Genomic DNA, 15,853 nt, shown 5'->3' with positions numbered 1-15,853 from the left:
CGCGCATCTCAGCCGGCGCTGCACCACCGTCCGGAATGGTCCCGGTGTGGTGGTGACGCCTGGCGTCGTCTGGATCTCACCGTAGATTCCGGGCTGGCGGCGGGCTCTCGCACATCGAAGATCTGCAAGAACGCCGCCGGCCCGGTGCGTACTAGTTCAGTCCCAGGCCGCCCTTGAGCGACTCCAGGTCGGCATCCGACAAGGACAGCAGCGACGTGTCGACGCCACCCTCCGGCACCGGCGGCGCCGCGGGCGCGGCCTCCTGCTCCGCGGAGACCGGCCGGGCCACCGCGGCGAGCGCCGCCACGGTCTGCAGCCCGAAGATCTCCTGCGGGGTGATCGCCAGCCCCGCCTTGCGGGCCCGGGCCACCAGCTGCACGGAGACGATGCTGTCGCCGCCCAGCTCGAAGAAGTTGCCGTCGGCGTCGACCTCCGGCACGCCCAGCACCTCGCCGAAGAGGCGCGCGAGGATGCGCTCCTGCTCCGTCGCCGACTCCCGGCCCGCGGCCGGTGCCGAGAGCTCCGGCGCCGGAAGCGCCTTGCGGTCGAGCTTGCCGTTGGCGGTGCTCGGCATCGCGTCGAGCGCGACGAACACCCCCGGGACCATGTAGTCCGGCAGGGTCTCGGCCAGGTGCCGCCGCAGGTCCGCGGGCTCCGGGGTGGCACCGCCGGCGCCCACCACGTACGCGACCAGCAGCTTGTCGCCACCGTTGTCGCGGTCGCGGACGGCGACCGCGGCCGCCGCCACCTCCGGGTGCCGGCTCAGGGCCGTCTCGATCTCGCCCAGCTCGATCCGGAAGCCGCGCACCTTGACCTGGTGGTCGGAGCGGCCCTGGAAGTCCAGGCTGCCGTCGCGCAGCCACCGGGCCAGGTCACCGGAGCGGTACATCAGCTCCCCCGGCGCGCCGAACGGCGACGCGACGAAGCGTTCCGCGGTGAGCCCGGGCCGGTTGAGGTAGCCGCGGGCCAGGCAGTCACCGGCGATGTACAGCTCGCCCCGGACTCCCGGCGGCACCGGGCGCAGCCGCTCGTCGAGGACGTACACCCGGTTGTTCCAGATCGGACGGCCGATGTTCCAGATCGGACGGCCGTCGTTGTCCCCGGTCACCTTCGTCGCCGTCGAGTAGACCGTCGTCTCGGTCGGCCCGTAGAGGTTGGTGAGCTCCTTGCCCTTCGCCCGCAGCTCCGCCGCCAGCGTGGCCGGCAGCGCCTCGCCACCGGAGAGCATCCGCAGACCCCGCACGATCTCGGGGTTGCCGGCGAGCAGCACCTGATAAAACGAGGGCGTGCCCTGCACGAACGTCGCCCCGCTGGTGCGGACCAGCTCGGTCAGCGCCGCCGGGTCGAGCAGGTGCTCGCGGGTGGCGAGCAGGGTCGCGGCGCCCCGGATCAGGGGGACGTACAGCTCGAAGACCGCGATGTCGAACGCGACCGTGGCGAGCGCCAGCACCCTGTCCGCGGCCGTGATCCGGAAGTGGCTGGCCATCGCCTGGACGAAGTTCGTCATCGCCCGGTGCGGCACGACGACGCCCTTCGGCCGTCCGGTCGAGCCCGACGTGTAGATCACGTAAGCCGGGCTCGCGGGCGACGGCCGCGCCGGCGTGACGGGCGCGCCGGCCGGAGTGTCCGCGGGCCGGTCGAGGACGAGCCGGGCCAGGTCCTCGCGCTCCGGCAGGGCCGGCGCGAACTCCGCGGTCGTGATGATCAGCGACGGTCGCGCGTCGTCGAGCACGAACGCCACCCGCTCGCGCGGATAGGCCAGGTCGAGCGGCAGCATCGCGGCGCCCGAACGGGCCACCGCGAGCAGCGCGACCAGCAGGTCCGCCGAGCGCGGCAGGGCGACCGCGACCAGTCGCTCCGGGCCGGCACCGAGCGCCGTGAGGCGACCGGCCAGTTCGCTGGTCCGCCGCTCCAGCTCGGCGTAGGTGAGCCGGACGCCGCCCGACTCCACGGCCAGCGCCTGCGGGGTGCGGGCCGCCTGCGCCTGGAAGAGGTCGCTCACCGTGGCCGGATCGTACGCGTGATCCGTGTCGTTCCAGCCGGCGAGAACCTGCTCCCGCTCGCCGTCGCAGAACACGTCCACCTCGGCCAGCCGGCCGTCGGGGTCGGCCACCATGGCGCGCAGCATCAACATCAGTCGCTCGACCATGGCCTGCGCCGTCTCCCGGTCGTACAGGTCGGTAGCGAACGCGAGCGACGAAGCCATGCCGGCGGCGGCACCGTCCGGGGTGTACAGCTCGTTGAAGCCCCACTCCTGGTCGAACTGTGCGATCGAGGTCGGGTTGTAGCGGTGGTGCACGGACAACCCCGGCGCCCGCAGCACCGGCGTGGCACCGTTCTGCAGGTTCAGGTTGACCTGGAAGAGCGGGTGCCGCGCGCTCGACCGCTCCGGCTTGAGCGCGTCGACCAGCAGCTCGAACGGCACCTCCTGGTGGGCGTAGGCGGCCAGGTCCGTCGCGCGCACCCGGTCGAGCAGGTCGCGGAACGTGGGTTCCCCGGAGACGTCGGTCCGCAGCACCAAGGCGTTGATGAACATGCCGACCAGGTTGTCGAGGGCCTCGTCGGACCGGCCCGACGAGGGGGTGCCGATCGGGATGTCGGTGCCCGCGCCGAGCCGGGACAGCAGGCCCGCGAGGCCGGCCTGCAGCACCATGAACAACGTGGTGCCGGTGCCCCGGGCCAGGTCGAGCAGGCCCTGGTGCAGGTCGGCATCGACGTGGAACTCGATGTCGTCGCCGCGGTTGGACGCCCGGACCGGGCGTGGCCGGTCGGTCGGCAGCGTGAGCTCGGCCGGCAGCCCCGCGAGCGTCTCCTTCCAGAACGCGATGTCCCGGCCGGTCGGACCCTCGTCACCTTCCTCCAGGTTTTCGAGTTGCCAGAGCGCGTAGTCGGCGTACTGCACCGGCAGCGGCTTCCAGCTCGGCGCCTTGCCTTGCAACCGGGCCCGGTAGGCCTCGGTGAGGTCGTCCAGCAGCGGGCGGAGCGACCAACCGTCGCCGGCGATGTGGTGCAGCACCAGAAGCAGCACATGCTCGTCGCTGGACACCCGGAACAGCAGGGTCCGCAGCGGCGGCTCCACGGCCACGTCGAAGCCGTCCCGGCTGGCGTCGAGCAGGGCCGCCGACAGATCGTCCCGCTCGATGTCGCGGATCAGCAGCTCTCCTCCCGCCTCCGGCGTGAGCACCTCCTGCCAGGCGACGCCGTCGTCCTCCGGGAAGATCGTGCGCAGCGGCTCGTGCCGGGTCACGACGTCCTTGAGCGCGGCCGCCAGCGCGTCGTGGTCGAGTACGCCCTGGATCTGCAGCGCCAGGGGCATGTTGAAGGTCGCCGACCGGCCCTCGAGCTGGTTGATGAACCACAGCCGGCGCTGGGCCGAGGAGAGCGGCACCCGGTCGGGACGCGGCATCGGCACCAAGGCCTTGCGCGTGCGCTCCTGCCGGCCGAGCCGCTCCACCACGCCCAGCACGGTCGGTCCCTCGAACAGCGCCCGCACCGCGAAGTCGACCCCGAACGTGGTCCGGATCCGGCCGATCAGCCGCGTCGCGAGCAGCGAGTGGCCGCCCAGCTCCAAGAAGCTCTGGTCGAGGCCGACCCGGTCGAGGCCGAGCACGTCGGCGAAGAGACCAGCCACGATCTCCTCGGTCGGCGTGCGCGGGGCGAGGAAGCTCTGCGCCTCGATCGCGCCGCGCTCCGCCTCGGCGAGCGCCTTGCCGTCCAGCTTGCCGTTCACGGTGACCGGCAGGGCGTCGAGGACGACGAAGAGCGACGGGACCATGTAGTCGGGCAGGCTGCCGCCGAGCGCGTCGCGCAGCGTGGCCGTTTCGACGGTCGCGCCCGGTGCGGGCACCACGAACGCGACCAGGCGCGGGTCGCCCGAATCCTCGGCGCTCAGGCGTACGGCGGCCTGGCCGACGCCCGGCTGGCGAAGGATCGCCGCCTGAACCTCGCCCAGCTCGACCCGGAAGCCACGCACCTTCACCTGGTCGTCGACGCGGCGGCGGAACTCCAGCTCGCCGGCGGCGGTCCAGCGCACCTCGTCACCCGTGCGGTACATCCGCTCCCCAGGCGCGCCGAACGGGCAGGCGACGAAGCGTTCCGCGGACAGCCCGAAACGGTTGTTGTAGCCGCGAGCCAGGCCGGAACCGGCGACGTACAGCTCGCCGGGCACCCCGGCCGGGACCGGCCGCAGCGCACTGTCGAGTACGTACAGCCGCGCCCCGGCGATGGGCCGTCCGATCGGCGGAGTGCCCCCGCCGGCCTCGAGCGCCTCGCTCATCGTCGCGCACACCGTCGTCTCGGTCGGGCCGTACGCGTTGACCATCAGGCGCCCACCCGCCCAGCGGTCCACGATCTCCGCCGGGCAGGCCTCACTCGCCACGACGAGTGTCCGGACGCTGGAGAGCGAGCCGGGCGGCATGGCCGACAGCGGCGTCGGCGGGATCGTCAGATGCGTCACGCCGTGCTCGTCGGCGAGAGCCGCCAGCGCGTCACCGGGAAGCAGGCGGTCCGGCTCGGCGATCACGAGGCACGCACCGGAGAGCAGCGACATGCATACATCCCAGAACGCGGCGTCGAAGCTAGGTGAGGCGAACTGGAGCACCCGGCTGCCGGGACCGGTCGCCAGGCGCCGCAGGTGGGTCGACACCAGATTCACGATGCCGCGGTGGGTGACGACGACACCCTTCGGACGGCCCGTCGACCCCGACGTGTAGATCATGTACGCCGGGTTGGCGAGAGCGGCCCTCGGTCCGCCCAGGTTCTCCCCGGACAGCTCGGACAGCCGCTCGCGCAGGCCCGGGTCGTCCAGGAGCAGCACCGGGGCGTCACCCAGCGCGACCCGGCCGGCAGTGGCCGAGTCCGAGATGGTGAGGACCGGCGCGGCGTCATCGAGCATGTACGCGATCCGCTCGGCCGGATACTCCGGGTCGACCGGTACGTATGCCGCACCCGCCTTGGCGATCGCCAGCACTGAGGTGATCAGGTCGGCGGAGCGGCGCTGTAGCACCGCCACGAACCGCTCCGCTCCGACGCCCCGCTCGACCAGGTGGTGCGCGAGCCGGTTGGCGCGCGCGTTGAGCTCGGCGAAGGAGATCTCCCCGTCGCCGGTCCGCAGAGCGGGAGCGTCCGGCACGAGAGCGACCTGAGCCTCGAACTGCTCGGCGAAGGTTGCCGGTCCGGCGTCGGACCGCACTCCCGTGCCGTCGCGCAGGATGGCCGACCGCTCTTCCTCGAGCAGCACGGCGATCTCGGCCACCGGCCGGGAGATGCCCGCGGCGAACTGTCCCAGCACGCCTTCCAGCCGGCCGAGCAGCACCTCGCCGGCCTCGGGATCGAGCAGGTCGGTGTGGTACGTCAGGCGCAGCTCCATGCGCTCACCCGGGAACGCGTGGAAGACGAACGGGAAGTGACTGGAGTCGGTGGTGTCCCCGCCGAGGATCTTCAGGCCGAAGCGTTCCAGGTCGGGCAGAGCACGCTGGAGCGGGAAGTTCTGGAACGACACCACCGTGTCGAACATGTCGCGGTGACCCGACACCCGCTGGATGTCGCCGAGTCCGACGTGGTGCGCGTCGGTGAGTGCGGCCTGCCGCTGCTGGAGATCGCTGAGCAGCTCCGCCACCGGCTGGTGGGGAGGCGCGGCGACTCGGACGGGCACCGTGTTGATGAACATGCCGATCATGTCCTCGATGCCCGGCACCTCGGACGGACGGCCGGACACCGTGGCGCCGAAGACCACCTCCTCCCGGCCGGTCAGTGCACCGAGCAGCAGGCCGAGGGCGCCCTGTACGACCGTGTTGAGGGTCAGGCCGTGCGAGCGGGCCTCCCGCTGCAGAGCGGTCGTGACCTCCTCCGGAAGGAACGAGATCAGGCGGCGTTCCTCGGCCACGGTGTGCGGACGCGAGGCACCCGCGAGCAGGCTGGGCTCGTCGAACCCGGCCAGCGCGCGCCGCCAGCTCTCCTCCGCCGCCGCCGGGTCCTGCCGGCTCAGCCACGCCAGATAGTCGCGGTACGGTGCGCGCGCCTGCAGGCCGGAGTCGTCCCCATGCCGGCCGTAGAGCTCGAACAGCTCCTCGACCAGCGCCGGCGTCGACCAGCCGTCCATCAGCAGGTGGTGGTGGGTGAAGACGATGCGCCAGGACCGTTCCTCGGTACGGATCACGGTGAACCGCAGCAGCGGAGCCTCGGCCGGGTCGAACTGCCAGGTCCGCTCCCGGTCGAGCACGCGCTCCAGCTCGGGGGCCCGCCGTTCGGACGGCAGCTCGGTGAGGTCGACGACGGTCCACGGCACGTCGAGGTCGTCCCGGATCACCTGCACCGGTTGGCGGACGTCGTCCTGGTGGAACTCCGCCCGGAGGTTCGGATAACGGGCCAGCAGCGTACGGGCCGCGGCATGCAGCGCGTCCACGTCCAGCGGACCCTCGATGTCCAGCGTCAGCGGCCGGGTGTAGACGTTGTGACTGTCCTCGTCAAACAGCGTGTCGAAGAGCAGGCCGTGTTGCAGCGGGTTGAGCGGCCACACGTCGCTCAGGCCCGGCAGCATGCCTTCCAACCGCTCCACCTCGGCCTGTGACAACTCGACCAGAGGCAGGTCGGACGGTGTCCGCCCGCCGACGCCCGGGTCAGCCGCGTGCAGCGAGAGGGTTTCCAGCAGCCCGAGCCAGGATTCGCCGAGGCTGCGCACGTCCTGCTCGGACAGGTGGCGGGAGGCCCAGGTCCACGTGGTGACCAGGTGGGGCCCGTCGGCGCCCTCCTCGACCAGCACGTCCACCTCGGCCAGGTGGGCCAGCGGCAGGCCCGGGTCGGCGAGGCCGGCCGGACCGTCGGCGTCGGCCGCACTCCATGCCGATCCGTCGCGCACCGGGCTGAAGCGGCCGAGGTAGTTGAAGCCGACCTGCGCGGAAGGGCTTGCGGCCAACTCGGCGCCGGTCTCGGGATTGAGGTGGCGCAGCATGCCGTAGCCGATACCGTGGTCCGGTACGGCGCGCAGCTGCTCCTTGACGAGCTTGACCGCGCGGCCCAGGGCGAGGGCGTCGGACCGGTCGCCGGCACCCGCGTCGAGGCGTACCGGATAGACGCTGGTGAACCAGCCGACCGTGCGCGTCAGGTCGGCGCCCGGGACGAGGTGCTGCTCACGGCCGTGTCCCTCGACGTCGACGAGCAGCGTGGACCGCTTGGCCGCACCCCGTTCCTTGCGCCATTGGCGGGCGGCTACGGCCAGCATCGCCAGCAACACCTGGTCGAGGCCGCTGTGCAGCGAATTGGCCGCGGCCGTGCGGAGGGCGTCGGTGACCGGCGCCGGCAGCCGCAGCTCCAGACGCCCGGCGGTGGCCGCGACGTCCAGAGCCGGGTCGAGCACGGCACCGTCGACCAGCGGTGCGGGCTCGCTGGTGGCCCGCTGCCAGAACGCGGCCTCGGTGACCCGGTCCGGATCGGCGGCGGCGGCCGTGAGCCGGGCCGCCCAGGTACGGAAGGAGGTGGGCACGGCGGGCAGCCGGAGATCCGCCGCCGCGCCGGTCCACGCCGCGGCGACGTCGTCGGCGATGATGCCCCATGACACGCCGTCGACGACCAGGTGGTGAGCCACCAGCAGCAGACGCCCGGCCGTCTCTGGGCCGGCGTCGAACCAGACCGGTACGAGCACCAGTCCCGCGCCGGGGTTCAGCTCGCGCTGCGCGTTCGACCGTTCCGCGGCGACCAGCGCGCGAAGCGCCTGCGGGTCCGCGAGCGTGTCCGCCGTGACCGCGACGCGACGCACTCCGGTGCCCGGACGCCCGGCATCCGGCTCCGCCACCACCAGGTCCCAGTCGTCGTCGGCGACGCCGAGACGCAGGCGCAGCATGTCGTGCTGGGTAACCAGCGCGTCCACGACCGCGGTGACCTCTTCATGCGTGGTGCCGCGCGGGACGGGCAGCAGCATCGACTGCCCGAAGGAGTCCATCGTGCCGCCGCGTTCGCGCAGCCAGTGCACGATCGGAGTCAGCGACACCCGTCCGCTGCCGGTGTCATCCGCGTCCTCGCCGGTCAAGGTGCCCGCCGCGGCGGCGAGCGCCGCCACGGTCCGCAGCTCGAAGACCTGCCTCGGCGAGATCGCCAGACCGGCGGCCCGGGCTCGTGCGCTCAGCTGGATCGAGATGATGCTGTCTCCGCCGAGTTCGAAGAAGCTGTCGTGGACACCGACGCGGGACGCGCCGAGCAGCTCCGCGAAGAGCGTCCGGAGCATCGCCTCGCGCGGATTCCGCGGCGCGTGGTCCCCGGCGGCCACCCCGAAGTCGGGCGCCGGCAGGGCCCGGCGGTCGAGCTTGCCGTTCGGGCTCAGCGGCAGCTCGGCCAGGGTCGTGAAGACCGCCGGCACCATGTATTCCGGCAGCTCGGCCGCGGCGAAGGCGCGCAGGTTCGCGGAGTCCGGCACGGTTCCGGTCACCGGCACGACGTAGCCGACGAGCCGGGTGTCACCGGCCCGCACCTGCCACGGCACCACCGCCACCCGGGCGACCATCGGGTGGCGGGCGACCACCGACTCCACCTCGCCGCGCTCGACGCGGTGGCCACGGATCTTGATCTGCTCGTCCACCCGGCCGAGGTACTCCAGCTGCTCGTCGGCGCCCCAGCGCACCAGGTCGCCGGTGCGGTACATGCGGGCACCGGCCGCACCGAGCGGATTGGCCACGAACCGCTCGGCGGTCAGCCCGGCCCGGCGGAAATAGCCCCGGGCCAGACCGGCGCCGGCCACGTACAGCTCGCCGGCCGTGCCCTCCGGAACCGGCCGCAGCGCCGAGTCCAGCACGTACACCTGGGTGTTCCAGGTGGGCCGGCCGATCGGCACGTCGCCGTCCGCGACGACGTCACCCGGGCGTACCCGGTACTCGACGCAGCCCACGGTCGCCTCCGTGGGACCGTACTCGTTGCTCACCGTGGCGCCCGGGTGACGGTCGCGCCACTGCCGCAACGTGGACCCGGAGAGCGCCTCGCCGCCGATGATCAGGTCGCCGGAGGGCGAGAACTCGTCACCGAGCAGGTCCAGCAGCGCGAGGTGGCTCGGCGTGGCCTTGAGCATGGTGTTCTCCCGGCCGGCCGCGCGCAGCACCACCGCCTGGGACTGTGCGAGGTCCGCGACCTGCACGCAGCCGCCCGAGATCAGCGGCAGGAAGAGCGTGGTGACCGTGAGGTCGAAGGCGGTCGGCGAGTGCAGCAGCGCGGTGCCGGCGGCGCTGGGAAAAGCGTCCTGGGCCCAGCACAGGTAGTCGATCAGGGAACGGTGCTCCACCACCACGCCCTTGGGCCGACCGGTTGAACCCGAGGTGTAGATGAGGTACGCGGGCGACGACGGCAGCAGGGCGGACACCCGGTCGCCGTCCACGACGTCGGCGTCGGAACCGTCGACCTGGTCCAGCGTCAGGGTGGGCGCGAGATCGGCCAGATCCAGGCGCCCTGCCGACGTGGTGTCGGTGATGACCAGTTCCGGCCCGGCGTCAGCGACCATGTACCGGATGCGCTCCGCCGGGTAGTCGACGTCCACCGGAACGTACGCGGCACCGGCCTTGAGCGTTCCGAGCAGAGCGACCATCAACTCGGCACAGCGCGGCAGCGCGACGACGACCCGTTGCTCCGGGCCGATCCCCCGGCCGATCAGGTCCCGCGCCAGCCCGTTGGCGCGCCGGTTGAGCTCGGCGTACGAGAGGGCGACCGGACCGTCCAGCACGGCGGGGGCGTCCGGGGTGCGCGCCACCTGCGCCTGGAACGCCTCGACGACACCGGCCAGCGGGATCTCGTGACCGGTCGCGTTGCGCCGTACGACAAGGGTTTCGCGCTCGGCGGGCGTCAACACGTCGAATCGGCCGACCGGCGTCCCCGGTGCCCGGGCGACGGTCTCGAGCAACGCCTGGAAGCGGGCCATCATCCGCGCGGCGCGCTCGCCGCCGATCACCGACGGCTGGTGGGCCAGCCGCAGCCGGAGCTGGTCACCGGGGATCGCGGTGAGCACGAGCGGATAGTTGGTGGTGTCCCGGCCGTCGGCCGAAGCCACGCGCACCTCACCGTCCGGAGTCCGCATCGTGGCGAGGTCACGGGGATAGTTCTCGAACACCATGAGGGTGTCGAACAGCTCTCCGCCGGCCTCGCGCTGCACCTCACGCAGGCTGACGTGATGGTGGTCCAGCATGCCGGTCTGGAAGCCGTTCACCTCGTCGAGCAGCGTGGTGAACGGCGTGCCCGGGCGCAGCTGTGCCCGTACCGGCATCGTGTTGATGAAGAGGCCGACCAGGCCGTCCGCATCCGGCAGTTCGGCGGGACGGCCCGAGACCGTGCTGCCGAAGACCACGTCGTCGCGACCGGTGAGCGCGCCCAGCAGGAGCGCCCAGACGCCCTGCAGAACCGTGTTCAAGGTCAGGCCGTGTGCCCGAGCCACCCCGGCGAGCGACGCCGTCAGCGCCGCGTCGAGCGACACGCTCAGCTGCTCGGGAACCTCCGCGGAGCGGGTCGCTCCCGCCGGAGCCACGAGTGTCGGAGCGTCGAGGCCGGCGAGCGCCGTACGCCACGCCCGCGCGGCCGCGTCCCGGTCCCGGCCCGCCATCCAGCGCTGGTAGTCGCGATAATCCGCGGCCGGGCTGAGGTCGGCGGCGGGGCCGTAGAGGTCCAGCAGGTCCTTCACCAGGACGGCGGTCGACCAGCCGTCGAGCAGCAGGTGGTGGTTCGTCAGCACCAGGCGGTGGTCGTCGTCCGCGAACCGGACGAGGGAGAACCGCAACAGCGGCGCGACCGCCACGTCGAAGCGGCGCTGCCGGTCCTCGGCCAGCAGTTCCTCGAGCGCGGCGGCACGCTCCTCCGCCGGGATGCCGGAGAGGTCCGCCTCGGCCCACGGCAGCGTGACTCCCGCCGCCGTCACCTGGACCGGAGAGGCGATGCCCTCGTGCGGGAACGCGGCGGTCAGCTGTGGATGACGGGCCAGCAGAGCCTCGGCAGCCGTGTGCAGGCGCTCCGGGTCGAGCCGGCCGCTGAGCTCCAGCACGAACTGGACGGTGTAGACGTCCGGGGCCTGCTCGTCGTAGAGGGCGTGGAAGAGCAGGCCCTCCTGCAGCGGCGTCAGCGGAAGCACGTCGGACAGGTCCGGCAGGCGCCGCTCCAGCAGCTCGATCTCGCCCTGGCTGAGTCCGGCCAGCGGCAGGTCGGACGGCGTTCGCCCGCCCCCGGCCGCCAGCGCCGCGACCAGGTCGGACACGACCTTCGACCAGGACTCGGCGAGCTCCCGGATATCGTCGTCGCCGAGCAGCCCGGAGGCCCATGTCCAGCGGGCGGTCAGGCGCGATCCGTCCGGGCCGTCCGCGATGAAGGCGTTGAGCTCGAGGGCGTGGGCCAGCGGCAGTTCCGGAGCGTCCCCGCCACCGAAGGCCGCCGGACCGCCGACGGGCTGCCAGGCGCCTCCGTCGAGCGGCAACCGGCCGAGGTAGTTGAACGCGATCTCCGGCGTGGACAGCGACGCGAGCGTCGCGCCGGTCCGCGCATTGAGATGCCGCAGGACGCCGAAGCCGGCGCCTCGGCCCGGTACGGCGCGCAGCTGCTCCTTGACCCGCTTCACCGCCGCGATCAGGCCGTCGGTGCCGGGGTCGAGCCGGACCGGGAAGAGACTGGTGAACCAGCCCACGGTACGGGACAGGTCGGTGTGTTCGCCGAGACCGTCACGACCGTGGCCCTCCACGTCCAGCACGACCGGCTCGCGGGTGCCGCCGTGGCGGTGGCGCCGGTCGGCGACCGCGATGGCGAAGGCGGTGAGCAACACGTCCTCGACCGTGCCGTGGACGGCGGCCGGTGCTTGCGACACGAGTGCCGCGGTGGTGTCCGGGCCGATCTCGATCTCGAGCTCGCGTGCGGTGGCCACCGTGTCCGCCGCGGACAGCGCACGACCGGACAGCACCGGCGACGCGCCGTCGAGCACCGCCGACCACTCCGGAAGCTGAGCGACGAGCTCGGGGTCGGCCGCACGGGCCTGCCCGTCGAGGGCCCAGCCACGGTACGAGCCGGGCACCGGCGGCAGCAGCGCCGGCCGCCCGGCGAGGACGGCGTCGGCAGCGTGCGCCAGGTCCGCGAGCAGCACGCGCCAGGAGACGCCGTCGATCACGAGGTGATGGAGCACCAGCAGCAGGCGGCCCTCGGCATCCGGCCCGCCGTCGAACCAGCACACCTCGCCGAGGAAGTCGCCGGTCGCGGAGAGCCGACGCGCGGCCGCGGCCTTCGTGTCGGCCACCGCGGCGGTCAGCTCAGCGGCGGACAGCCCGGAGACGTCGACGCGCCGGATATGGTCGCGGACCCGCACCGTACCCGCGGCGGGGACGCTCAGGTGCGGCTCCGCGCCCGCCGGGCGGACCAGCCGCGCCCGCAGCATGTCGTGGTGGTCCACGACGGCCTGCAGCGTGCCGGCCAGTTTCTCCTCGTCCAGCCCGGCCGGCGTGAGCAGCACCGCCGACTGGTGGGAACCGTCGATGGCGTCGCCCCTGCTCAGTAGCCACGAGGCGACGGGCGGCAGCGGCACCTCGCCGGTGCCGTCCACCACCGTCTCGGCTGCGACCGGCTCGGTGGCGCGGGCCACCTCGGCGAGCCCGGACACGCTCCGGTACTCGAAGACGTTGCGGGTGGTGATGGCCAGGCCCGCCTGACGGGCCCGGCTGACCAGTTGCAGGGCGAGGATGCTGTCGCCGCCGAGGTGGAAGAAGTTGTCGTCGGCGCCGACCGCGGGTACGTGCAGGATCTCGCCGAAGAGACCGGCCAGGGTTCGCTCGGCAGCGGTCGCCGGCTCGCGGCGGGAAACGTTCGCGCCGAGGTCGGGCTCGGGCAGCGCACGGCGCTCCAGCTTGCCGTTGGGCGTCAGCGGCAAGGCGTCGAGCACGACGAACGCGGACGGCACCATGTAGTCGGCGAGCAGTCCTTCGGCATGCTTGCGCAGTACCATGACGTCCAGTTCGACGTCCGCCGACGTGGGCACGACGTACGCCACCATGCGCTGGTCGCCGGTGCCTCGCGTCGCGGCCGTCTCCCGCATGACGACGGCGACCTCGCCCACGTCGGGGTGCTGAGCCAGGGCGGACTCGACCTCGCCGATCTCGATGCGGAAACCGCGGATCTTGATCTGCTGGTCGCTGCGGCCCAGGTACTCCAGGGAGCCGGACTCACCGGGCAACCACCGGGCGAGGTCACCGGTGCGATACATACGCGTGCTGGGAGGACCGAAGGGGTCGGCCGGGAAGCGCTCGGCGGTCAGTCCGGGTCGGCGCAGGTAGCCCTGAGCCACGCCGCCACCACCGACGTACAGCTCGCCCACGACACCGGCCGGGACCGGGCGCATGGCCGGGTCGAGCAGGTAGACGCGCAGGTCGTCGAGTCCGGTGCCGATCCGGCTGCCCGGGACCGTGACGGCCGCCTCGTCCAGGTCGAGGTGGGTGACGTGCACGGTCGTCTCGGTGATGCCGTACATGTTGACCAGAACCGGGCTGTCGGCCGCGTGCCTCGTGTACCAGTCGGCGAGGCGGCTGGGCTCCAACGCCTCGCCGCCGAAGACGACGTAGCGCAGCTTGAGGCCGGTGCTGAGATCGGGGTGGTCACGCTCGGCGGCCATGAGCTGGTAGAACGCCGAAGGCGTCTGGTTGAGCACGGTGACCCGGTGGATGACGAGCCAGCGGAGGAACTCCTCGGGCGTCCGGCTCACCTCGAACGGCACGACGATCAGCTTGCCGCCGAAGAGCAGCGCGCCCCACATCTCCCAGACGGAGAAGTCGAAGGCGTACGAGTGGAACAGGGTCCAGACGTCCTCCGGTCCGAACTCGAACCCCCTGGCGGTCGCGGTGAAAAGGCGCGCCACGTTGGCGTGGCTCACCACGACGCCCTTCGGGCGCCCGGTGGAGCCCGAGGTGTAGATGACGTAGGCGGGATGGCGTGGATGCAACGGAGAGGTACGGTCGCGGTCGGTGATCGGAGCGTCGGAGCAGTCACGCATCCGCGCGTCCACGCCCGCGTCGTCCAGCACGAGCACCGGAACGTCGCCCACCGCCGGCAGGTCGACGTCGCTGCTGGTCAGCACCATGGCGGGTTGCGAGTCACCGACCATGAAGGCGAGCCGGTCGGCCGGGTACGCCGGGTCGAGCGGCACGTAGGCGAGGCCCGCCTTGAGGACGGCGAGCAGCGCGACCACGAGCTGGGGTGAGCGCGGCAGCGCGAGCGCGACGAACTGGCCGGTTCGGGCGCCGTTCCGCAGAAGCAGACGGGCCAGCTGGTTGGTGCGCCGGTCCAGCTCTTCGTAGGTCATCGAGCTGTTCTCGCCGATCAGAGCCACCCGTTGCGCGTACCGGGATGCCTTGTCGTGGAAGAGGTCCGGAATCACCGCGCCGGCATCGTCCGAAGCACCGCGGCCCACCTGCCCGGCGAGCAGAGCCGCCCGTTCCTCGGCCGGTACCACGTCGATACGGCCGATCGGGCGGTCACCGTCGCGGATCATCTCGGTCATCAGCGCGACCAGGTGATCGTGGTGGCGGCCGGCCTCGTCGGCGCCGTAGAGCAGAGGGCTCGCGGTCAGGTCGATCCGGTAGCCGCCGTCGGCCTCGGCGAAGACGATGAGGGAGAGGTCGTCGTCGTGGCCGCTGGTGAGCGGACGCGGCGTCGCGGGACAGTCCCCGAAGCGCAGTTCGCCGGGGATCAGTGAGAGGTTGACCCTCGGGCCGAGGAGGCGCCGCTCGTCGGCCACCAGCCGCAGATCACGGCGTAGCTCCTCGTATCGGTAACGTTGGTGCCGGGTGGCCCGGCGCAGCTCGGCCGCCACCTGCCGGAGCAGCTGTGCCACGGTGAGTTCCGGCCGGACGTCGAGCCGCACGCCCACCATGTTGGAGGTCATGCCCGGCACGTCACGTCCGGGACCGTTGCCCCGGGCGCCGACCGACAGCGACAGCACCACGTCCGGGGTCGCGGCGAGCCGCTGGTTGTAGATCGCGAGGGCGGCGAGCATCACCGTGGGCCAGGCGGTACCGGCAGCGGCGGCGAAGTCGCGCAGTGCGGCTCCGTCGGCCGCACTCAGCCGGCGGGTGCTACGGATCAGGCTGGTCGGCAGGCCGGTGGGCGTGCCGGCGATGCCACGGACCTCGGGCCGGTCGGCGAAGCGCTCGGTCCAGTACGCCCGGTCGGCCTCGTGCGCGGCGGAGGTGTGGTACTCGGCGTCGTCGGCGATCAGCAGGGACAGCGGCCGGAACGCGCCTTCGGCGGCATCGCGGCCGGCGACCAGCGCGCCGTACACCTCGGCCAGGCGGCTCACCACCAGCTGAGCGCCTTTACCGTCCATGACCAGGTGGTGGTAGCGGTAGTAGTGCAGGAAGCGGCCCGGTCCGAGCCGCAGCAGGGCGAGCCGGAAGAGGGGCCCGCTCGCCGGGTCGACCGGGCGGTCCATGTCGTCCCACATCCAGGCGTCGGCGGCAGCCGCGGGGTCGTCCGTGTCACCGAGATCGACGAAGTGGACGGGCCAGTCCGCGCGGTCCGCGTACGGCACGACGACCTGGCCCGGGCCGGACGGGCTGTCGACGAGCCGGATCCGCAGCGCCTCGGTCTCACCGACCACCTGGCGCATGGCCCGGACGAACAACTGTGCGTCCAGCTCACCGGAAATCTCCAGGCAGGCGCCGGCGTGGAGAGTGGCGTTCGGACCGCTCAGCTGGTGTGCATACCAGATACCCGCCTGTCCGGCAGTCAACGGCAAAACGGCGAACTGGTCTTCAACCATCGGCTTCCGCCCTCTTGTTCGGCCGGCCGGATTACCTGCGACCGGTGGATTCGAATTTCCGCGCGACAGAAAGCGCTGTGCGGCGACCCTATGAGGTGGCCACGGCCG

The 15,853-nt window shown here is 72.4% G+C and carries 1 protein-coding gene; it reads right to left on the bottom strand.

All coding sequences use genetic code 11. The annotated features are described in order from the left end of the window. Nucleotides 1-151: 151 nt before the first annotated feature. The gene (locus tag I4J89_RS40675) at nt 152-15,745 is read right to left on the bottom strand and encodes a non-ribosomal peptide synthetase (protein WP_196419554.1); all 15,594 of its coding nucleotides are present in this window, start codon (nt 15,743-15,745) and stop codon (nt 152-154) included. Nucleotides 15,746-15,853: the final 108 nt, after the last annotated feature.

The organism is Actinoplanes aureus (assembly GCF_015704865.1).
In the GTDB taxonomy this organism is placed as follows: Bacteria; Actinomycetota; Actinomycetes; order Mycobacteriales; family Micromonosporaceae; genus Actinoplanes; species Actinoplanes aureus.
Note: the sequence above shows the minus strand (reverse complement) of the source record. Positions and strands in the feature narration are given on the sequence as shown.